We start from the raw sequence: 20,287 nt of genomic DNA, 5'->3' as shown, positions 1-20,287 counted from the left end.
CGCAGGACGCCTTGAGAACGGCTTATCTCATTTTCGCAGTTACTAATTAGTTATCTTTAATACAAGGGAAACTGGCCGCCGAAGCGGCCATTTATTATTTATATTTTTTTCAGTGCGGTGAGTATTTTCTCCGGTGTGAAATGCCATTCGCGTAACCAAATGCCGCAAGCATCGTGAATTGCGGTAGCAATTGCCGGTGCTGCACCGTTCACGCCGATCTCCGAGATTGATTTCGCCCCGAATGGGCCGACTTTATCGTCACTCGGCACCAGCACAGCGCGGAAATCACGCGGAATGTCGCCAATTTTTGGCGCGCCATAGCTGCGTAAATCACGCGTTAATGGGTGTCCTTTGGCGTCATAAATGATCTCTTCGCTCATGCTGTGGCCGATAGCTCGGAGGGTAGCGCCGTAGATCTGCCCCAACGCTAACTCCGGGTTGACCGGAGTACCGCAATCCAGCAAGGCGTAGAATTTATCCAGGCGGATTTCACCGGTACGTGTATTGACGGCCACTTCAGCGAAGTTTGCCCCATACGGGAAGGCGAAATCAGGCGTGATGTAACTGGCTGTTCCCACCAGTGAACCAAAGCCAGTACCAGTTTCGCCTTTATGGGCAATATCCCCGAAACTGACTTCGCCTTTCTTGCCGCGCACGACACCCGGCGTTGCCAGTTGAACATCTTCCAGTGGCTCACCCAACATTTGCGCGCCGTGGAAAAGGATTTTGTCGCGTAAATTTTCCGCTGCCATACGTGCGGCGTTGCCTGAGAAGCAAGTGCCGGACGAGGCATACGCGCCTTTATCAAACAACGCATGATCGGTATCACCGGAGATAACATGCACGTCCTGCGGTGGACAATGCAGCACTTCGGCCGCCAGTTTAGTGACTACAGTATCCAGACCCGTACCGATGTCAGCACCACCAGAATGGACGATAAATGTACCGTCTGATTCCAGTTTGATCATGCAGTTAGCCTGATCGATATCAGGGATACCTGATTTCTGCATAATAATGGCGACGCCACGACCCACGCACCAGTCACCTTCCTGCGCTTTAGGTGAAGACCATTGGATCATCTCACGCCCCTGACGCAGGATCTCTTCCAGTGCGCAGCTGGCAGCAGAAGGAACGGAGGTTGGCGCTTTACCTTCGCCAATTGCGCCGAGAATCTTCAGCTCTTGCCCTTCGTGTACCCGGTTACGTTCGATAATTTCCAGCTGGTCGATCTGCAACTGTTCAGCCAGTTCTGCTAATGCCATAGTGATAGCGAAGTTACCTTTCGGTGCGCCATAACCCTGATAAGCACCATTTGGGCAGATGTTGCTGTAGTAGGTGGTGACCTGGAAATCGACGTTATCGCACGGATATAACGGCAGTGATAGCGCCGGTCCGTTACACGGTACGGTGAGTGAGTGGTTGCCGTAAGGTCCTGTGTTGGCGCGGAAATCCATCTTCACTGCCGTCAGGCGACCATCTTTTTTGGCCCCCAGTTTTACGGTAACTTTCGCGACGTGACGAGAGGTGTTAGCAATAAACTCTTCTTCACGGGTGTAGCGGAACAGTACCGGACGCCCGGTCACGCAGGTTGCCCAGGCGCACACTTCTTCCAGCAGGATGTCCTGTTTAGACCCAAAACCGCCGCCTACGCGTTCTTTAATGACATGAACTTTATGCTGTTTCATGCCCACGAGACGCGCAACCTGGCGACGCAGGTGCCACGGTACTTGAGTGGACGCGTGGATAACCAGACGATCGCCGTCCATGCGGGTAAAGCAGATGTGTGTTTCAGTCGGGCACTGTTGTGCCTGAGTTGAATTATAGGTTCGTTCAATGATCACATCGGCGTCGGCAAAGCCTTTGTCCATATCACCAATATGACCATGAATACTGGCGGCGATATTTTTGCGAGGGCGAGAACCGATAGGGAAGTTGATGATCATATGCTCGCCGCGCTGGGCTGCATGGCTGTTATCGTCTTCCAGAGTATCTGGCGCACCAGCAACATACACCACCGGTTCATCGTGTACGACAGGCGCATCTTCCGCCATTGCCTCGTCAATCGACATTACTGGCTTAAGCACCTCATATTCAACGTCGATGAGCTTCAGTGCTTCGAGCGCAATTTCTTCATTTTCAGCTACGACCGCAGCCACGCGATCGCCGACGTGGCGCATTTTCTTGCCGAACATACGGCGGTCAAGCGGTGACGGTTCCGGTGCGCTCTGACCACCAGGTGTGTAGTAGATATCCGGGCAATTCAGGTGAGTAATAACGTGAACAACGCCCGGTAAAGCCTCGGCTTTACTGACATCCAGATGGGTAATCAGTGCGTGAGCGTGTGGGCTACGTAACATTTTAATGACGCAGGCGTCAGCGGTTACGCGGTCTTCAACATAGCAGGGTTTCGCCTGCACCATTTTGGCAGCGTCGGTTTTCGGGTAATGTTTACCAATAACTTCAAGGTCATCGCGGAAAGTTGGGGCGATATCAATCGTAGCCTGTGGGTTATTTTTACGTGCAACCGCCAGTTCAATGACCTGGTAGTATTGCTGCCAGCCAGCATCGCGGCTGAACAGACCAGAAAGCGCGTCGTCGATCTCTTCGCGGGTTGGTGTGGCGATGCGATCGAGAAGATCGGTGATAATCAGAGCCGCAGCCGGATCGTTATAACCGGACTGCACCACGCCGACATCAACCATTGCCTGTTGAACCAGACTTAATTCATTCCATTTGCCTAAGGATTCAGTGGTGAGAATGTCTGCGTTTTCTAACTGTGCTGCTATCAACAGGGAGGCGTTAAGGATATTACCGTTAAAAAGAATCGCGTCAGAACCGGCAAAACCGAAGCCATCATCACTGTTGCGCACAGAGTGCATACCCATGCCAAACAACAGCTTTTGCACGTTCTCACCAGGATTGGCCTTTAGCTCCTGGGGCGCGCCATTTAAAGTAAAGTGGATATTCATACGGCTTCCTCCCCAGCCTGTTGGCAGTCGGCATACAGGTCGGCTACCAGAACTCCCGTGATATAGCGTTTATAGGCCACGCTGCCCCGCAAATCTTCCTGCGGGAAAATGGCGTTGGCGACAGCCTGTTCAAGTGCATAGCCTTCCAAATTTTGTTTTTCGACATCGTGAAGACGCAGTGCTTTACTGGTGACGCCATCCAGCGCAATTCGCATACCGTCGTGGTCGGTTAACGCTACGGCTGCTGTCACTACCGTTAATCCAGCCTGGGAACGGCTAATTTTGCGAGTCGCACAGGTGCGGTACGGATCTTTAATGATGATTTCGGTTAGCAGGCGATCGCATGGGCAGGCCAGGTACTCTTCGATTGACAGTGTTTCACCATTGCCAAAAACCAGTTCAGCATCCAGAGCCAGCAGAACGGGAAGCAACACCGATTCTTCCTGCTGGGCGGCGATTTCGCCACCAATAGTCGACTGATTACGAACATGGCGAGAGTAAACAAAACCGAGTGCTTCGCGCAGTGCCGCAGGAATAAAGCGCGCATCACGCAGTGGCTGTAAGCGAGACATTGCACCAATACGCAGTGCGCCGTTATCCCAGTCAACCCAGTCCAGTTCCAGATCCTGTAAGGAAATGGCAATCTTTTTATCGGTGCGGGTTGGCGTGGCGTTGAGTTTGCTGCCGCCGGCAAACCAGACGGCTTCATCCTGGTAGCGGCGCTTCAGTTCCAGCGCCTGTTCGACAGAGTCGGGCCTGAAAAATTGTTCAATCATCTTCTTTCCTTATTTAACCCTCTTCCCTGAAGGAAGAGGGTTTTTGTCATTTATGCCAATGCATCCATACGACGCCACATACTGGCAGCGGCTTTTCTGGCTTGCGCATAAATGGAATCGCAATCGAAGTTAAACTGACGATCTTCATAGACCATCACGCCGTTGACCATCACGCTGTGAACGCTGCCTGACCCCATACCAAAGGCGATATGTCCAGCGATATTGTCTGCCAGCAGCGGCGTCGGCGAGTTGTAATCGCAAATGGTTAAATCTGCTTTATAACCGGCTTCCAGGAGGCCAAATTTCGCGCCAAAGTTGCGGCTTATCAGTTCGTTGCCGTTAGTCAGGGCTTTGGCAAAACTGTCAGGCCATAGCGGACCACCCGCATCGCGATGTTTAAAGAAGGCGAATTTCATCTCTTCAAACATGTCTGAACCAATGCCGTCGGTTCCCAACGCCAGATTGCGAATATCGCTAAGGTGATGGTTGTAGCCGACGTGGTTGTTCATGTTGGAACGAGCGTTATGCACCAGGAACGCATCGCGCTGATTGAGCAGAGCAATATCTTCTTTTGACAAATATAGACCGTGAGCAACCAGCGTTTTGCTGTCGATGAGATCGTATTCTGCCAGCCGTACCAGCAGGTCTTTGCCGTACCAGTGGTGACTGTGAGAAACGTCGTAAAGGTCTTCAGCGGCGTGAATGTGTAAACCACGCCCGGTAGCTTTCACTGCTTCGCGCAGCATTTCCAGTCCAGCATCCGGCACGGTAAACGGGGCGTGAGCGCCGATATGCGCTTCTACCAGATACGGCTCGGTTGCCGCTTTCTTCGCATCATCAATCTGACGGGCGAAGCGGATATTTTCTTCTACCCCTTCCTGTAACTCTTTAATGCCGTTGTTACGGTCAGTGGTTTCAAAACAGGTCATCGCGCGCAGGCCAACTTTTAAAAATGCGTTGCGCAGCGTTGAGAGCGACCCGCCGATATACGCCGGAGAAGCATGGTGATCGATAACCGATGTACATCCGCTCTTGATTGCTTCCAGTGAACAAATCAGTCCGCTGTAGTAGAGAGATTCTTCATCAAGGGCGCGATCGAGCCGCCACCACAGGTTTTTCAGCGTCGAGATGAAGTCCGGGCAGGGGGCGATGTTTGCCATAATTCCGCGGGAAAGCCCCGAGTAAAAATGGTTGTGCGAGCAGACAATCCCCGGCATTACAATCCGACCATGCATCTCTTTGTAGTTGGCTTCAGGGTAGCGGTGTGTCAGGGCGTTGCCGATAGCGATAATCACATCATTTTCGATGGCAATATCGACGCCTTCCTGCACTTTCGCCGGGTGTAGCTGTACTGCGGTGACATTCTTCAGAATCAACATGATTACACCTCCACGCGGCCCAGCAGATAATGATGATGCTGGTGGACATGGCTAATGATGCGGCACATATCGTTCAGCTCTGGCGGTACGTTATTGAACTGGCCTTCGCTGTCGATGTTTAACACCCAGCTTTGGTTATTCAGACGCACGCGTACTCGGCAATCTTCCACCAGGAAGCCTGGGTTGCTGCTGTTATCAAAGTCTTGCGACAGGCTAAAGACGGTGATTTTGTCTTTGTACGGTTTACCGTTCCACGGACAGAACTGGGCGCAGTTGCCGCATTCGTTGCAGTAGGCGTCCAGGTGCAGTGTCTGGAAACGGTTCTGGAATCCAGGGACCGCAATTGACACGTTGGCGCGGTTCGGGCAGACATCCACACACTTGCTGCAAACGTAGTTACATTCAAGGCAACGTGCGGCTTCCTGAGCGACAAACGCGTCACGATCATCGCTGTTCACCAGGGTGACAGAGATATCGCCTTTGCGTTGGTAGATTTCCGTCGGGTTGACGTTGTTCCAGTATTTATCGCTTTGGTGTGAACGGATATTTTCCCGGCTAAGAATGGCATCCGATGCCCGACGAGCTGTGCCGACAGCCGCGACAATGGAGGAAGGTCCGCGCTGTACGTCACCGATCATAAAGACATTAGTCAGGCGGGTTTCACCGTTATGGTCGACGTCTGGCCAGCCGTTGTTGTCCAGCGGCACGCCCATCGTATTCAGGGCTTCAGTATCCTGTTGTTCGCCAATGGCGGTAATCAAACTGTCTACGTGCAGTGTTACCGTTTCGTTGGTTTCTACCGGGCGGCGGCGACCTTTCTCATCAGGTTCGCCAAGTGACATGACGCGCAACGTTAAGGTGCCATCAGCATCGAAGCGTTCAGGATTGTTCAGGAAACGGAACTCCACGCCATCGTGCAGTGCTTCTTCATACTCTTCGCGCCATGCTGGCATCTCTTGCAGTGAACGACGGTAAACGACGGTTGCTTTTTCAACGCCAGGCACGCGTAATGCCGCACGGGCGCAGTCCATTGCGGTGTTACCCGCCCCGACAACCACCACATGTTTACCCAGCTTGAGCGCAGTACCCTTGTTGTACTCGCGCAGGAAGGGGAGAGATTTCCAGACATTCTGGTTGTCGCCCGCCAGTTTCACACCGCTATTTTTATCAGTACCTGTGGCAATCAGAACGTAGTGGAAGCCCTGATTTTTTAACTGTTCGACGGTCAGGTCCGGCGAGCAACCGTACTCAAATTTCACGCCGTGATCGGCAACAAAATCGATATCGTGCTGAATTAACTCAGCCGGGATACGGAACTGAGGAATGATATTTTTCACCACGCCGCCCGCGTTAGCTTCGCGTTCAAACAGCGTGACCGGATGACCTGCTCTGGCAAGGAAGTAACCTGCAGCCAGGCCCGCCGGACCGGCGCCAATTACAGCAACCGGATGACGAGAACCAGAACCGGCTGGTTTGTGCCAGCGTTGCTTATATTCATCCCAGCCTTTTTCCAGGGCGACTTTTTTCAGTTCGCGGATATTCAACGCACTGTCGTAATCCAGACGAGTACAGTTGTACTGGCACTGGTGATCGCAAATATGGCCGGTAATCGCGGGCAGGGCGTTGCGTTGGTAGATAAGTTCCAGCGCGTCGGCATAGCGATGTTCGCCCAGCAGGCGAATATATTCCGGAATATCCTGTTTGATGGCACAAGCAGTAACACAGGGGGCAACGTAGCAGTCGGTCAGTGGTAGGTCTTCTGCCACTTCAATACGCTCTTCTGGCTTCCAGTGTTTCTGGGTGTATTCCATAGTTAGCGCATCTGCTGCCAGCCTGTTTAGCCGTTCGACGTCAACACGGTTAAGCTCCCAGGCGTCTGACCCTTCCAGTTCGCGCATGCAAGCGCTTAAGCGCAGATAGCCACCAGGTTTCAGCAGGTCAGTTGCCATGGTTATCGGGCGAATACCGGTATCGAAAATATCGCGGATAGTTAACTGGCTGGCACCACCGGAATAAGAGATAGGCAGTTTGCCGTCAAAGGCGCGGGAAAGAACTGCTGCGACATTGATGGAGAGCGGGAACAGCGCACGCCCGGACATATACATCTCTTCGCCAGGCAGAGCGCCTTTATTGTTGATGGTGCCGAGGGTGTTAGTCAGTTTGACGCCAAAGCCGAGCGATTTTTCTTTCGCCAGCGCTATCAGGCGTTCCAGCATTTCCAGCGCCTGGGTTAGCTTGAGATCGTGATCAAATGACTCTTCTTTTAAGCCAATGTAATCGAAACCACAGCTATCGAGAATCTCGCGCACTCGCGCGTAACCCAATAAAGTCGGGTTGAGTTTCACGAAGGTATTGAGCTCTTTTTCTTCCAGCATGTAACGGCAAATGGCTTCGATTTCATGTGGAGGGCAGCCGTGCATCGTGGAGAGGGTAACGCCTTGTACCATGCTGGTGGGGATACGTGCCGATAAGGCCTGCAAGCTTTCACGTTTTTCCTGCAAACCGTGGCGGGCTAAAAATGCGTCATCCTGGAGTAGTTTATGAAGCGTATCGCGGTATTGTGCAAACTTCGGATGTGCAGACGCGTCCATCATATTATCGATGAATTGCTGCATAGGTGGTTGTTTAATGCCTTCGAGGTTGTAACCGACGCTCATATTAAAGATGAATGATTTACCGGACTCGGACGGCTGGAACATAGCTTCGAGAAGATGCAGGGCGAACCAGGCTTTGAGGTATTCATCCCACGCTTTAAGCAGGGTAAATTCGGTGGACCATTCGGTGTTAAAACACTCGTCTTCGGCGTCGATACAGGGCTTTTCCAGTTCCAGACGATCGAGGATTTGTACTGTTTTAAGTTCGATGAAGCGTCCGCCAGTCAGCCAGGAAGTGACGATGTTTTGTGCGAGTTGCGTGTGCGGACCTGCGGCGGGGCCGACTGGTGTCGCACAGGTTTCACCGAAAACACCGACAGATTTACCTTTTGCGGGTGAGTAAAACTGTTGCTCGGGAATACCAAAGATTGAGCGTTGTTGTTGGTATTCATCAAATATGCGCGTCAAAAGTTCCTCAAACGGAATGGGACGCATAATATCCCCCATAACCCTCTCCTTAGCTTACACAGATATCATTGAGTGACCGGTATTGAGAAATCCGGTGGTTTAGGGGGATAGAGCAACAATCACACCACTCTTGCCATGTTCGCCAGGAAATATAAAAAAATGTGAAGTGCCTCGAAACTTAAGGGGCTTTTGTGAATGATCTCACAGGTGTTAAATGAGAATTAAAATCACTCCTGGGTATTATTGTTGTCAGACGTTTTATCACTTTTTCTCATTTCTCAAAATCAGTGATTCTGTATCATTATGATAAAGATGTACTGAGTGGATTTATTATTTGAACGCAATCGTTTAACTGGCTTTTCTAAATTTTAGTATACTTTTTTTGCGCATTAATAAAGTCATTTGGAGTATCAATATCTAAAATTATTTCTTCATTTTCCATTTCGACGAAATAATGTTCGCCCATGAGTAATGCCTGGCGCATATGGGTAACATTAGGTTGTTTGACCGCCTGCATCAGGCAGGATTTTGACATTAAAATCGGATGGCCAGGCGTACCATTATGGAGCGGGAGTATGGCTCCGTTGTTTCGTAACTTCCAGATTTTTAGGAAGATATCTCTATTAATGGTTGGCATATCACCATGAGTGAGAAAACAATGTTCTGTTTGTACCGCTGGCGCTGCGGCTTTTACCGAAGTCAGTAACCCCTCCGCATAATCTGGATTGTAGATAATAGTAATGTTGCTATGGCTAGCGTAGCGATTATGCAGTTCATTGCCGCGATAACCAGTGACCAAAATAATTCGGCTACAAAACTGCAACGCATTTTTGATACTCGCGTCAAGAATTGTTCCCTGTTGCCAGGGTAACATCATTTTCCATTGCCCCATTCTTGATGATAATCCGGCCGCGGTAATTATACAGTCGATGGCTGACATAGTGGTTCCATTATTATATGGGCTAATAACGCCTGAAAATGTGTTACTCCCTGATTAATGCGTACTTACCCCAGAGAGGTCCATGAAGACTCGTGAAAAGTATAATTGACCCATCGGCGTTATTCATTGATTTAGGCGCGCAGAAACACCCCACTGTGATTTCTGTTGTTGGCGCTGGGGGGAAAACCAGTCTGCTTTTTTGGCTGGCGCAGTTATTTCAGTCCATAGGCAGGCGCGTGTTAATTACTACGACCACACATATGTTTATGCCAGATTCTCACTGGCCCGTGGTTTTCTGTCGTGATCCCGCAATGCTTCCTCACTCGTCTCTCAAATTCCCCATTTCATTTTGTTTTCACCGCTGGAAAGCGAACCAGGGAAAAGTGCAGGGATTTACGCCAGAAGTGATTGATGCACTGGTGCAACGACCAGAGTGTGACGTAATTCTCATTGAGGCAGATGGCTCGCGTGGAATGCCGTTAAAAGCGCCTGATGAGCACGAACCTTGCATACCCAAAAGCAGTTGCTGCGTGATTGCTGTGATGGGAGGGCATATTTTGGGCGCGCAAGTTGGCACGGAAAATGTCCATCGCTGGTCGCAGTTTGCTGATATTACCGGGTTAACACCTGATGCAACCTTGCAACTGAGCGATCTCGTTGCGCTGGTTCGTCACCCTCAGGGCGCGTTTAAAAACGTACCACAAGGCTGTCGACGAATCTGGTTCATTAACCGTTTTTCTCAATGTGAGAATGCGATTGCGCAAAGCGAGCTACTTCAGCCGCTGCAACAACATGACGTAGAGGCAATCTGGCTGGGCGATATACAAGAACATCCTGCAATCGCGCGCAGATTTGTGAATTAGCGGCCCGGGCCTTCCGGGTTACTGAATGGATATCGATTGAGGTTGGTATGAATATTTTCACAGAGGCTGCAAAACTCGAAGAGCAAAATTGTCCTTTTGCAATAGCGCAAATTGTAGATAGCCGAGGCTCTACTCCCCGCCATTCTGCACAAATGTTAGTGCGCGCCGATGGTTCTATCGTCGGTACAATTGGCGGGGGAATGGTTGAGCGGAAGGTGATTGAAGAGTCGCTTCAGGCATTGCAGGAACGTAAGCCACGATTATTCCATGGACGCATGGCGCGTAACGGCACGGATGCCGTCGGCTCAGATTGCGGAGGCGCAATGTCAGTGTTTATCAGCGTACATGGTATGCGACCCCGGCTGGTGTTGATCGGCGCGGGGCATGTTAACCGGGCGATAGCCCAAAGCGCAGCACTGCTGGGGTTTGATATTGCTGTTGCCGATATTTATCGCGAAAGCCTGAATCCTGAACTTTTCCCGCCATCAACTGCGCTTGTTCATGCTGAGTCGTTTGGCGCGGCCGTGGATGCACTGGATATTCGCCCTGATAATTTTGTCCTGATTGCCACGAATAATCAGGATCGTGAAGCCCTCGATAAACTCATTGAACAGCCCATTGCATGGTTGGGGTTGCTGGCCAGTCGCCGCAAGGTTCAGCTTTTCCTGCGTCAATTGCGTGAGAAAGGCGTGGCTGAAGAACATATTGCCCGTTTGCACGCACCGGTGGGCTACAACATAGGTGCGGAAACGCCGCAGGAGATCGCTATCAGCGTTCTGGCAGAAATATTACAGGTGAAAAATAACGCGCCGGGTGGGCTGATGATGAAACCTTCTCATCCTTCCGGACACCAGCTGGTGGTGATTCGCGGTGCGGGGGATATCGCCAGTGGTGTGGCGCTACGTCTGTATCATGCGGGTTTTAAAGTGATCATGCTGGAAGTGGAAAAACCGACGGTGATTCGTTGTACCGTGGCGTTTGCCCAGGCCGTGTTCGATGACGAAATGACGGTTGAAGGCGTCACCGCCCGACTGGCAACCAGCGCTGTAGAGGCGATGAAACTGACTGAGCGTGGGTTTATTCCCGTGATAGTTGACCCCGACTGTTTACTGCTTGATGAGCTGAAACCACTTTGTGTGGTGGACGCTATTCTGGCGAAACAGAATTTGGGTACGCGTGCAGACATGGCTCCAGTGACGATCGCGCTTGGGCCGGGCTTTACCGCAGGTAAAGATTGTCATGCGGTGATTGAAACAAATCGTGGGCATTGGTTGGGACAGGTTATTTACTCTGGTTGCGCACAGGAGAACACTGGCGTTCCCGGTAATATTATGGGGCATACCACCCGGCGAGTTATTCGCGCTCCGGCGGCAGGTATCATGCGGTCCAACGTGAAGTTAGGCGATCTGGTACAAGAGGGCGATGTTATTGCCTGGATTGGCGAGCATGAAATAAAAGCGCCGCTGACGGGAATGGTGCGTGGTTTACTTAATGACGGGCTGGCGGTGGTCGGTGGCTTTAAAATCGGTGATATCGATCCTCGTGGTGAAACGGCTGATTTCACCAGCGTTTCTGACAAAGCCCGAGCGATTGGTGGTGGCGTACTTGAGGCGTTAATGATGTTGATGCATCAGGGCGTTAAAGCGACGAAAGAAGTACTGGAAGTGGCTTAAATGCAAATGGCCGGATGGTATTACCCACCCGGCCTGAGACTGATGACAAACGCCAAATTGCCTGATGCGCTGTGCTTATCAGGCCTACAAATGCTTTGCAACTCATTGAATATTAGATGTTTTGTAGAGTGGGTAAGGCGTTCACGCCGCATCCGGCATCAATAACGCGCACTTTGTTAACAATCTTTGGCCGAATGGCATCGCCACCCGGCCAATAAATTACTGAGAAATCACCGTTCCGGTTTTTCCTTCAATCCCTTCTTTCGCTTTGCTCAACACGGTAATCAGTGCTTCGCGACCTGCGCGAGAGCGGGCAAATGATGCGGCGGCTTCCACTTTCGGCAGCATAGAACCTTTTGCAAAATGCCCTTCTTCGATAAAGCGTTCTGCATCGGCCAATGACAGGCGATCGAGCCACTGCTCATTCTCTTTACCGAAGTTAATCGCCACTTTTTCTACAGCAGTCAGAATGATCAGCATATCGGCATCGATCATTTCTGCTAAACGGGCGCTGGCCCAGTCTTTATCGATAACCGCACTGGCGCCGCGCAGATGGTTACCTTCTCGAATCACAGGAATACCGCCACCGCCAACGGTGATCACAACCTGTCCTGCATCTACCAGCGCTTTAACTGTCTCTTTTTCAACAATATCTACCGGCTTAGGCGAAGCAACGACACGACGATAGCCGCGACCCGCATCTTCTTTCAGGGTATAGCCTTGTTTTGTCAGTTGCTCTGCTTCCTGCTCGGTAAAGAACGAACCGATCGGTTTGGTTGGGTTGAGGAAGGCCGGATCGTTAGCGTCGACTTCGACCTGGGTAACCAGCGTTGCAACGGGTTTATTAATGCCACGAGAAAGCAGTTCTTCTCTTAAGGCGTTTTGCAGATCGTAACCAATATATCCCTGACTCAACGCAACACAGACAGACATTGGCAGCATCGGTGAATGCGCTTCAGTTTTTGCAGCGGCTTCGAATGCCTGGTTAATCATGCCTACCTGTGGTCCATTACCATGAGTGACGATAACTTCATGTCCCTGGGCAATTAAATCAACAATTGCCTGAGACGTAATTTTTACCGCTTTCATTTGTCCAGCCAGATCGTCGCCCAGCGCATTCCCGCCGAGGGCGAGAACAATTTTCTTACTCATTTTTCCTCACTCATCATTCTTGATTGTGTATAGATCCCTGGCAGTGGTTAGAGCACGGGAGGGACAAACGGTTTGCGTCGCAGGAAACGTCCTCGTCCGGCTTTGCCTGTAAAGGTGCCGTCACAGAAAATCGTTTCACCACGGGATAAGGTTCTGACAATCGCGCCCTGACAGGTAAAGCCCTCCCAGGGAGAGTAGTCGGCGTTGTCGTGGAGATGGCGATGCTGAATTTGTTGGCTCTGGCGTGGGTCGATAATCACCACGTCGCCATCGGAACCGGGTGCTAATAATCCTTTTTGTGGCCACAGGCCAAACAGCCTTGCGGGCATCGCACTGGTTAATTCAACAAAACGCTCCGGTGTGATACGTCCCGTCATTACGCCACTGGAGAACAGCAACTGCATGCGATTTTCCACACCGGGCAAGCCATTTGGGCAGCGGCTGAAATCGCCTTTAGAAATTTGCTGGCGCTGGGCCATCGAGAAGGTGCAGTGATCGGTCGCCACCACGTCAATCGCACCATCGCTGATGCCACACCACAGCTTGTCCTGCTCGCGAACGTTGCGCAGCGGTGGGCTAAGAATGAACTTCATGCCATCTTCTGTATCGTAACTGCGTTCGTCCAGCAGGAGATATTGCGGGCAGGTTTCAACCCAGACTGGCTGGTGATTCGCGCGAGCAAGGCGCAGATAATCCAGACCTAAGCCGTTAGACAAGTGCACGATATAGAGCGGGGCGTTACCGGCAATTTGTGCCAGGTTAATCATTCTTGCGATGGCTTCGGCTTCGCATTCCAGAGGTCGGCTCAAGGCGTGGTAGCGCGGCGCGGTTAACCCGGCGGCGATAAACTCCGCTCGCTTACTGGCGATTGCGGCGTCATTTTCTGGGTGTACAGTGGTCAGCGCGCCGGATTCATGCAGGCGGCGTAATGCCTGTAGGACTTCATCATCGTTGAGTTTGTATTGATAGGTTAAATAGAGTTTAAAACTGCTCAGCCCTTCTTCTACCATCATCGGAATTTCGTCGAGTATGGCGTGATTAATATGCTGGATAACACCGTGAAAGCTGTAGTCGATGACCGCTTTATGGGCGGCATAACCACGATAAACTTCCAGTTGATGGCGTAATCGGCAGCCATTCGGGCCAAATCCCATATGATCAATAATGGTTGTTGTACCGCCACACGCGGCTGCGCGGGTACCGGTAAAAAAATCATCACAACTGCGCGCGATGCCGACATCAATATTGAAATGTGTATGGACATCTACGCCGCCAGGGAAAACGTAACAGCCAGTGGCATCAATTTCTTCACAGGGGAGTTGCGGCGAAATATCTTTGCCTAACTGGCGGACAATACCGCTTTCAATCAGCAAGTCCTGTTTGGCTTGTCCATCTGCGTTAACGACAGTGCCGTTTTTGATCAATACGCGCATAGCAAACTCCAAAAAACCCTCCGGCGAACCGGAGGGAAATAGGTGAAGAGTAGTTATTCTGTTGCCAGCCAGCTTAACGGGATTGCAGCGTACATAGCGGCACAGGTCACCAGGTGAGATTTCCAGGTTTTTTCGTTTGGCGCGTGTGCTTCAGGTTCTTTACCTGGTCCAAAGCCGATGACCGGAATGCCGTGACGGCCCATGATGGATACGCCGTTAGTTGAGAACGTCCACTTATCAACGACCGGTGCTTTGCCAAACAGACCTTCGTAGGCATTCACCAGCGTTTTAACGGTGAAATGATCTTCTTCCACTTTCCAGGTCGGGAAGTAGCATTCGGTTGGGTAAACCAGGCCAGTCCAGGACGGACGGTCGTAGTTGTACATAGAAACGACAGCATTGGCTTTCTGTACCGCAGGCAGGGCGCGGATTTCATCCAGCGCGCCTTCCCAGGTTTCGCCCCAGGTCAGGCGACGGTCGATGGAAACGGCACAGCTGTCTGCTACTGCGCAACGACTTGGTGAGGTGAAGAAAATTTCGGAAACAGTCAGAGTACCTTTGCCGAGGAATTCGTCATAGCCCAGACGTTGGGACAGTTCTTGTAATTCGCCAAGAATCGGGCCCATTTTGAAAATGGCGTTATCACCGCGTTCTGGTGCTGAACCATGGCAGCTAACGCCCTGAACATCAATGCGAATTTCCATACGACCGCGCTGACCACGATATACCTGGCAGTCGGTTGGTTCGGTACTGACCACAAATTCCGGGCGAATGCCGGATTGTTCAATAATGTACTGCCAGCACAGACCGTCGCAGTCTTCTTCTTGCACAGTACCGGTGACCAGCAGGGTATATTCATCTTCCAGACCGAGGTCTTTAATGATCTTACCGGCATAAACCATTGATGCCATGCCGCCTTCCTGGTCGGAAGTACCACGGCCACCGATCAGCTCGTCGGTTTCCATGCCTTCGTACGGGTCGAATTCCCAGTTTTTGATGTTACCAATGCCTACGGTGTCGATGTGAGCGTCCATTGCAACCAGACGCGGACCGTGGCCGATATAGCCGAGAACGTTACCCATTGGATCGATTTCAACTTTATCGAAGCCGACTTTTTCCATCTCTTCTTTAATACGATGTACTACACGTTTTTCGTCGCAGCTTTCACTGGGAATAGCAACCATATCGCGCAGGAAGCGAGTCATGTCTGCCTGGTAATCTTTTGCTTTTTCAAGAATCAGTTTGAATGGAATATTCTTAGCCATTATTTTTCTCCAGATTTTTTACTCCCCATTTGGCGGGGAGTTGTTCCAATAGGGTGATTAAGGTGCTACAGAGTGTTTGCCTTCCCAGACAACTTCGCGGTAGTGCTTCACGTCGGTGTCGCCTTCGGTGCTGATAACCAGGACGACGGCATCTTTGTTCAGAGCCAGTTTTTCCATCAGGCTTTGACGTTGCGGGTGATAATGAACAGCCGCGAGAACGCCCAAACCGACAGCGCCGGATTCACCAGAAATGATGCGTGGATCGTTGCCGTACGGATTACCCAGCACGCGCATACCTAATGCGGCAACGCTGTCCTGACAGGAGATAAATTGGGTGGCACAGTTACGTAAGATTTCCCAGCCCAGAGGGTTAGGTTCGCCGCAAGCCAGGCCCGCCATAATCGTGGCCATATCGCCGCCAACGTTGACGATGTCACCTTTGACGCCGGAGCGATAAATACAGTCAGCTTTGTCAGGTTCAACAATGATGCTGTGCAGATTTTGCGGGGTGTAAACATCCACCAAATAACCTAGTACGCCGCCGGCCATAGCGCCGACACCGGCTTGCAGCAGAACGTGAGTTGGTGTTACGCCCATTTCACGCATTTGCTCGACGGCTTCATCTGCAAGAGTGGCGTAGCCCTGCATGATCCAGGTTGGAATTTTGGTGTAACCTTCCCAGGCGGTATCTTGCACCACTTCCCAGCCGTGTTGCTGCGCGTGTTGCATGGTCAGGCGAACGGTATCGTCATAGTTCATATCCGTGACGATGCACTCGGCTCCGAGGTTCAGAATGGCGTCAACGCGTTCTTGAGCGGAACCTTTCGGCATGTAAATTACCGCGTTCTGACCGAGTTGCTGTGCTGCCCAGGCAACACCGCGCCCGTGGTTGCCGTCGGTCGTTGTAGCAAATGTCATTTTTTCGCCGATGGCATTTTTCAGATGCTCGAATGACAGCGTTTCGATATCAAGATGATATTTTTCGCACAATAATTGAGCGATGGCGTACGCACCGCCGAGCATTTTGAAGGCGTTCAGACCGAATCGTTTTGATTCGTCCTTAACGAGAATTTTCTTCACACCAAAAAGGTTTGCGAGATCGTCCAGCGCACAAAGCGGTGTTGGGCGATAGCCAGCAATTTTCTGGTGGAACTGGCGCGCCAGTTTTGCCTGGCTTTGCGAAAAGAGCGGTGATGTTTCGCCGTTGAAAAATTTGTTATCGGCGATATCAATCTTCAATGAGAAAACGGACATATCCTATCCTTTTGGCCTCTGAAAATAGAGAGCCGACCTGTCGATCGGCCCGAGGGGGTTATTTCACGCGTTCTTGTGCTTCTTTCAGCAGTTGTTCGAGCAGTGCGCCTGGTTTGGAATATTTACGGGACAGGATCATCGCTGCGATGATGTATGGCTTCCAGCTGGCTTCTTTGTAGGTTGCGATACGGTATTTTTCGAATACACCTTCAGTAACTTCACCTTCTTTGCAGGATACGCCGCTGATATCGGCTGGCAGGCAGTGCATATACAAGGCTTCGCCATCACGGGTCAGCTCCATCATCTCTTCAGTACAATGCCAGTCTTTGTGCTGTGCGTTCTGTGCCAGACATTGTTTTTCCAGCGCTTTCAGTCCTTCGTGATCATTAGCGCGCAGCAGTTCAGTACGCTCTTCCATCACTTTGTAAGGTGCCCAGGACTTCGGATAAACGATGTCAGCGTCTTTGAATGCTTCTTCCATGCTTGTTACCTGACGGAAGCTGCCGCCGGATGCTTTAGCATTGTTTTTAGCGACTTCAACGACATCCGGGATCAGGTCATAACCTTCTGGATGGGCAAGGGTGACATCCATACCGAAGCGGGTCATCAGACCGATGATGCCTTGTGGTACAGACAGCGGTTTGCCATAGCTTGGGGAGTATGCCCATGTCATGGCGATTTTTTTACCTTTCAGGTTTTCCAGTGAACCAAAGTGTTCACGTAACCATGCCAGGTCAGCCATTGATTGAGTCGGATGGTCAATATCGCATTGCAGGTTAACTAAAGCCGGGCGCTGCGGCAGTACGCCTTGCTTATAGCCGTCGTCGAGTGCCGCGCCAACTTCACGCATATAGGCGTTACCCGCGCCCAGATACATATCGTCACGAATACCGATAGCGTCAGCGCAGAAGGAGATCATATTAGCGGTTTCACGGACAGTTTCGCCGTGCGCAATCTGTGATTTACCTTCATCAAGATCCTGCTGTGCAAGGCCGAGCAGGTTAAGCGCAGAAGCATAAGAGAAGCGGGTACGAGTGGAGTTGTCGCGGAATACGGAAATACCTAATCCACTATTAAAGACTTTGGTAGAGATGTTTTCAGCACGCAGTGCTTTTAATGCTGCGGCAACGTCCAGTACTTGTTTCAGTTCATCTGGCGTCTGTTCCCACGTTAACAAAAAATCTTTCTCGTGCAGGTGAGAGGTCAGCGAATTGATATCCTTAATCAGCTCATTAACAGTTTTCATCATAAAGTCCCGGTAGTGGAATGACAGGCAAAGTGGTTTATTTCACTGTGACTTGCCAAAGTGATTGGTGTTTTCACAGCTATACCAGGGACTAACAATAAACATGCCAGAATTATCTACGCGGTCACGAAACGCTAATCTGACAGGGGATATGTGGGATTGATCACAAATTATCGCCACACTACGGAAGTTAAAAATATACGGAAACGTTTGGCTTTTTTAACGCAGTTATTTATTTGCTGCTAAGTATCAGAAATAAGATAAAGGGACAGGTGAAAACTCGTCAGTTTGATAAACTCACTCCCGTAATTCTCATATTGATATAGAAATGTGATATCACTTCCATAATTTCATTAGAAAGTGATAAAAATCTTATGTTTTTAGCAAAGCGATTTTTGCCTGAGTTAATATCGTTATGATCTGTGAACCATCAACGTCTTCAATGATCGACTTTTAAGTGATTCTGGAAGGTAAAGCTATGGAGCTTGCTAATACGCAGTCAGTTTTGATGCAAATTCAACCAACAATTCAGCGTTTTGCCAGAATGCTAGCCAGCGTTTTGCAGCTTGAGGTTGAGATCGTTGATGAAAACTTGTGTCGCGTCGCTGGAACCGGCGCATACGGGAAATTTCTTGGTCGCCAGTTGAGTGGCAACTCACGCTTGCTCCGCTATGTCCTCGAAACGAAAACCGAAAAGGTCGTGACACATTCTCGCTTCGATCCCCTTTGTGAAGGCTGCGACAGTAAAGAGAGTTGTCGTGAGAAGGCGTTCCTGGGGACGCCCGTTATTCTGCAGGATCGTTGTGTCGGAGTGATAAGTTTGATTGCGGTTACTCATGAGCAACAAGAACATATCAGTGATAATTTACGCGAATTTTCAGATTACGTTCGCCATATATCGACTATTTTTGTCTCGAAACTCCTGGAAGATCAGGGGCCGGGAGATAACATCAGTAAAATATTTGCTACCATGATCGATAATATGGATCAAGGTGTATTAGTTATTGATGAGGAAAATCGTGTTCAGTTCGTTAATCAGACTGCATTAAAAACACTTGGCGTTGTGCAAAATAATATGGTTGGGAAACTTATCCGTTTCAGGCCATTAACATTTGAGAGTAATTTTACTCATGGACATATGCAACATATTGTCTCGTGGGATGATAAAAGTGAATTGATAATTGGTCAGTTGCATAACATTCAGGGACGACAGCTATTTTTAATGGCGTTTCACCAATCCCATACCAGTTTTTCCGTGGCAAATGCATCTGATGAACCGCATATTGAACAATTGGTTGGCGAGTGCCGTGTTATGCGGCAATTAAAACGGCTGATTAGCCGCATCGCACCTAGCCCCTCCAGCGTCATGGTCGTTGGTGAAAGCGGGACCGGAAAAGAAGTGGTGGCCCGTGCTATTCATAAGTTGAGTGGGCGACGGAACAAACCCTTTATCGCTATCAACTGCGCGGCGATTCCGGAGCAGCTTCTGGAGAGTGAGCTGTTCGGTTATGTTAAAGGCGCATTTACTGGCGCTTCTGCCAACGGTAAAACAGGGCTGATTCAGGCAGCAAACACGGGAACGCTGTTTCTTGATGAAATTGGCGATATGCCTTTAATGCTTCAGGCAAAACTGCTGCGGGCGATTGAAGCGCGTGAGATCCTGCCTATTGGCGCCAGTAGCCCAATACAGGTCGACATCCGCATCATTTCTGCAACAAACCAGAATCTGGCTCAGTTCATAGCCGAAGGTAAATTCCGCGAAGATCTTTTCTACCGACTTAACGTTATTCCTATCACTCTGCCACCGCTACGTGAGCGTCAGGAAGATATTGAACTGCTGGTGCATTACTTTTTACATCTCCATACCCGTCGTCTGGGATCGGTTTACCCGGGTATTGCTCCCGATGTTGTTGAGTTACTGCGTAAGCATCGTTGGCCAGGAAACCTGCGAGAGTTAAGTAATTTGATGGAGTATCTGGTCAACGTCGTTCCTTCGGGCGAAGTCATCGACAGTACGCTACTACCACCAAATCTGGTTAATAACGGTACGGCGGAGCAAAGTGAGATGCCAGAAGCCAGCGAGGCACATTTGGCTCTTGATGATGCTGGCGGCACAGCGCTGGAGGAGATGGAAAAGCAGATGATTCGCGAAGCGCTCTCACGGCATAACAGTAAGAAGCAAGTCGCTGATGAGCTTGGTATTGGCATCGCCACGCTTTATCGTAAAATTAAGAAATATGAATTGTTAAGCGCATAGTCATCAAAAAATCCGGCC

General features: G+C 50.4%; 13 protein-coding genes. 3 read left to right on the top strand and 10 right to left on the bottom strand.

The window, feature by feature from the left end; all coding sequences use genetic code 11:
- Positions 1 to 98 precede the first annotated feature (98 nt).
- The 5 genes from FEK42_RS12555 to mocA all read right to left on the bottom strand — a co-directional run bounded on the left by FEK42_RS12555 (position 99) and on the right by mocA (position 9,126).
- Entirely contained in the window at positions 99 to 2,969 is a 2,871-nt protein-coding gene (locus FEK42_RS12555) for a molybdopterin-dependent oxidoreductase Mo/Fe-S-binding subunit (protein WP_135410353.1), read from the bottom strand.
- A complete protein-coding gene (ygfM, locus tag FEK42_RS12550; RefSeq protein ID WP_130259390.1) occupies positions 2,966 to 3,745 on the bottom strand; it encodes a molybdopterin-dependent oxidoreductase FAD-binding subunit in 780 nt (259 codons plus the stop codon). The genes FEK42_RS12555 and ygfM overlap by 4 nt, the downstream gene beginning before the upstream one ends.
- 50 nt (positions 3,746 to 3,795) lie before the next feature.
- Positions 3,796 to 5,124 carry a putative aminohydrolase SsnA gene (gene ssnA / locus FEK42_RS12545; protein ID WP_130207802.1) on the bottom strand — a complete coding sequence of 443 codons (1,329 nt, stop codon included), beginning with the start codon at positions 5,122 to 5,124 and terminating at the stop codon, positions 3,796 to 3,798.
- A 2-nt stretch (positions 5,125 to 5,126) separates the two neighbouring features.
- Positions 5,127 to 8,225, bottom strand: a complete 3,099-nt coding sequence (ygfK, locus tag FEK42_RS12540; RefSeq protein ID WP_135492958.1) for a putative selenate reductase subunit YgfK — start codon at positions 8,223 to 8,225, stop codon at positions 5,127 to 5,129.
- A gap of 322 nt (positions 8,226 to 8,547) precedes the next feature.
- The gene (mocA, locus tag FEK42_RS12535; protein WP_135492957.1) at positions 8,548 to 9,126 is read right to left on the bottom strand and encodes a molybdenum cofactor cytidylyltransferase; all 579 of its coding nucleotides are present in this window, start codon (positions 9,124 to 9,126) and stop codon (positions 8,548 to 8,550) included.
- A gap of 92 nt (positions 9,127 to 9,218) precedes the next feature.
- Between mocA and yqeC the strand changes: the two genes are divergently transcribed.
- Both yqeC and yqeB read left to right on the top strand, forming a co-directional pair.
- Entirely contained in the window at positions 9,219 to 9,989 is a 771-nt protein-coding gene (gene yqeC / locus FEK42_RS12530) for a selenium cofactor biosynthesis protein YqeC (protein WP_131161991.1), read from the top strand.
- 47 nt (positions 9,990 to 10,036) lie between these two features.
- The gene (gene yqeB, locus FEK42_RS12525) at positions 10,037 to 11,662 is read left to right on the top strand and encodes a selenium-dependent molybdenum cofactor biosynthesis protein YqeB (protein WP_135410349.1); all 1,626 of its coding nucleotides are present in this window, start codon (positions 10,037 to 10,039) and stop codon (positions 11,660 to 11,662) included.
- Between the two features lie 219 nt (positions 11,663 to 11,881).
- On the opposite strand, the gene arcC is transcribed toward yqeB, so the two are convergent.
- From arcC to ygeW, 5 genes are read right to left on the bottom strand one after another with little or no spacing between them, the layout of a single operon-like run.
- Entirely contained in the window at positions 11,882 to 12,814 is a 933-nt protein-coding gene (gene arcC, locus FEK42_RS12520; protein ID WP_130207792.1) for a carbamate kinase, read from the bottom strand.
- Positions 12,815 to 12,861: 47 nt separating this feature from the next.
- Complete coding sequence (gene hyuA / locus FEK42_RS12515) at positions 12,862 to 14,247, bottom strand: D-phenylhydantoinase (RefSeq protein WP_130258070.1); 1,386 nt, start codon at positions 14,245 to 14,247, stop codon at positions 12,862 to 12,864.
- 53 nt (positions 14,248 to 14,300) lie between these two features.
- The gene (locus FEK42_RS12510; RefSeq protein ID WP_064529812.1) at positions 14,301 to 15,512 is read right to left on the bottom strand and encodes a YgeY family selenium metabolism-linked hydrolase; all 1,212 of its coding nucleotides are present in this window, start codon (positions 15,510 to 15,512) and stop codon (positions 14,301 to 14,303) included.
- A gap of 57 nt (positions 15,513 to 15,569) precedes the next feature.
- The gene (gene dpaL, locus FEK42_RS12505) at positions 15,570 to 16,766 is read right to left on the bottom strand and encodes a diaminopropionate ammonia-lyase (protein ID WP_130258072.1); all 1,197 of its coding nucleotides are present in this window, start codon (positions 16,764 to 16,766) and stop codon (positions 15,570 to 15,572) included.
- A 58-nt stretch (positions 16,767 to 16,824) separates the two neighbouring features.
- A complete protein-coding gene (gene ygeW, locus FEK42_RS12500; protein WP_001360948.1) occupies positions 16,825 to 18,012 on the bottom strand; it encodes a knotted carbamoyltransferase YgeW in 1,188 nt (395 codons plus the stop codon).
- 478 nt (positions 18,013 to 18,490) lie between these two features.
- Between ygeW and FEK42_RS12495 the strand changes: the two genes are divergently transcribed.
- The gene (locus FEK42_RS12495; protein WP_130258073.1) at positions 18,491 to 20,269 is read left to right on the top strand and encodes a sigma-54-dependent Fis family transcriptional regulator; all 1,779 of its coding nucleotides are present in this window, start codon (positions 18,491 to 18,493) and stop codon (positions 20,267 to 20,269) included.
- Positions 20,270 to 20,287: the final 18 nt, after the last annotated feature.

The organism is Escherichia sp. E2748 (assembly GCF_005781125.1).
In the GTDB taxonomy this organism is placed as follows: domain Bacteria; phylum Pseudomonadota; class Gammaproteobacteria; order Enterobacterales; family Enterobacteriaceae; genus Escherichia.
Note: the sequence above shows the minus strand (reverse complement) of the source record. Positions and strands in the feature narration are given on the sequence as shown.

Excerpts from the sequence above, each read along its gene's own strand:
- FEK42_RS12555 (WP_135410353.1), bottom strand. The coding sequence starts at position 2,969 with ATGAATATCCACTTTACTTTAAATGGCGCGCCCCAGGAGCTAAAGGCC.
- ygfM (WP_130259390.1), bottom strand. The coding sequence starts at position 3,745 with ATGATTGAACAATTTTTCAGGCCCGACTCTGTCGAACAGGCGCTGGAA.
- ssnA (WP_130207802.1), bottom strand. The coding sequence starts at position 5,124 with ATGTTGATTCTGAAGAATGTCACCGCAGTACAGCTACACCCGGCGAAA.
- ygfK (WP_135492958.1), bottom strand. The coding sequence starts at position 8,225 with ATGGGGGATATTATGCGTCCCATTCCGTTTGAGGAACTTTTGACGCGC.
- mocA (WP_135492957.1), bottom strand. The coding sequence starts at position 9,126 with ATGTCAGCCATCGACTGTATAATTACCGCGGCCGGATTATCATCAAGA.
- yqeB (WP_135410349.1), top strand. The coding sequence starts at position 10,037 with ATGAATATTTTCACAGAGGCTGCAAAACTCGAAGAGCAAAATTGTCCT.
- arcC (WP_130207792.1), bottom strand. The coding sequence starts at position 12,814 with ATGAGTAAGAAAATTGTTCTCGCCCTCGGCGGGAATGCGCTGGGCGAC.
- hyuA (WP_130258070.1), bottom strand. The coding sequence starts at position 14,247 with ATGCGCGTATTGATCAAAAACGGCACTGTCGTTAACGCAGATGGACAA.
- FEK42_RS12510 (WP_064529812.1), bottom strand. The coding sequence starts at position 15,512 with ATGGCTAAGAATATTCCATTCAAACTGATTCTTGAAAAAGCAAAAGAT.
- dpaL (WP_130258072.1), bottom strand. The coding sequence starts at position 16,766 with ATGTCCGTTTTCTCATTGAAGATTGATATCGCCGATAACAAATTTTTC.
- ygeW (WP_001360948.1), bottom strand. The coding sequence starts at position 18,012 with ATGAAAACTGTTAATGAGCTGATTAAGGATATCAATTCGCTGACCTCT.
- FEK42_RS12495 (WP_130258073.1), top strand. The coding sequence starts at position 18,491 with ATGGAGCTTGCTAATACGCAGTCAGTTTTGATGCAAATTCAACCAACA.